Source organism: Neoroseomonas rubea (assembly GCF_016106015.1).
GTDB classification, from domain to species: domain Bacteria; phylum Pseudomonadota; class Alphaproteobacteria; order Acetobacterales; family Acetobacteraceae; genus Neoroseomonas; species Neoroseomonas rubea.
Map to the genome: position 1 here is coordinate 1 of NZ_JACADQ010000641.1, position 1,023 is coordinate 1,023.

Genomic DNA, 1,023 nt, shown 5'->3' on the forward strand with positions numbered 1-1,023 from the left:
GCTGTCCCGCCGCCCGCCGCGCCGCCGCCGGGCACGCGCACGCCGCAGGGCGTGACCTTCGCCTATTACCGGCTCGCGCCGATCTATCCGGACGAGCAGACATGCGCCGCCGACTGGCAGAATTGCGAGCGCTTCGACACGCCCCTGCCGAACCGCTTCGCGACGCAGGAAGGCTGCCAGGCGACCTGGGGCCGCTGCATCGAGGTGGAGGTGGCGGACGCGCTGCCGGTCGCCGCCGCGGCGGCGGTTGCGGGCGCCACCGCGCAACCCTCCTCCTCCTCCGGCTCGGGCAGCAGTTCGGGCGGCAGCCGCTCCTCCTGGTGGGTCGGCTACAACAGCAACTGGCGGCGCGACTACGGCACCGGCGTGGGGCCGCGCTACCAGGGCTGGACCTGGACGGCGAACCGCCAGCCCACCCCCGCCTATCGCCCCGCGGCCGGCACCGGCCCGCTGCGCGCCTGGGACAGCGGCAGCCGGCGGCTCGGCGTGGCGAGCCGCATGGCGGCCAGCCCGGGCACGGGCACGACCTCCCGCTTCGCCGGCGCGGCCAGTTCGAGCCAGGGTCCGAGCGCCTCGGGCTCGACCTCCTCCGTCAGCCGCGCGGGCTTCGGCTCGACCGGCCGTTCCTATTCCTCGGGGGGCTGAGGCATGAGCGGCACCCTGGCCAAGAAGCGGTCTCCCCGCGCTGGCGCCGCGCCGCGCCGCGCGGTGGTGATGCGGGCTGCGGACCGACCGCCGGAGCAGGCCGAGGCGCTGATGACGGACGGGCAGCGGCGGATGCTGCTCGGCCTGCTCGCGGCGGGGCTCGCCTGCCTTCTCGTCGGCCTCGTTGTGCCGCCGCGCGGCTTCGTCTTCTGGGGGCTGCTGCTGGTCGTGCCGTCCGGCTTCTTCATCGCCGGCGTGGTGCTGGGCGGGCAGCCCGGGCGGGTCATCGACGCCTGGCTGCTCGGCAGCACCCGGGCGCGCGCGGCCTTCGCCCCACCCGCGCCCGCCGCGCTGCCGGAGGCGACACGCGCGGCGCTC

At 76.9% G+C, this 1,023-nt stretch carries 2 protein-coding genes; both read left to right on the forward strand.

What is annotated here, in order from left to right; genetic code table 11:
• Positions 1 to 645, forward strand: a 645-nt coding sequence (locus HW577_RS25525) for a hypothetical protein (protein ID WP_198378882.1), incomplete at its 5' end; no start/stop codon positions are given.
• A gap of 3 nt (positions 646 to 648) precedes the next feature.
• The coding region (locus tag HW577_RS25530; protein ID WP_198378883.1) for a hypothetical protein at positions 649 to 1,023 on the forward strand (375 nt) is incomplete at its 3' end.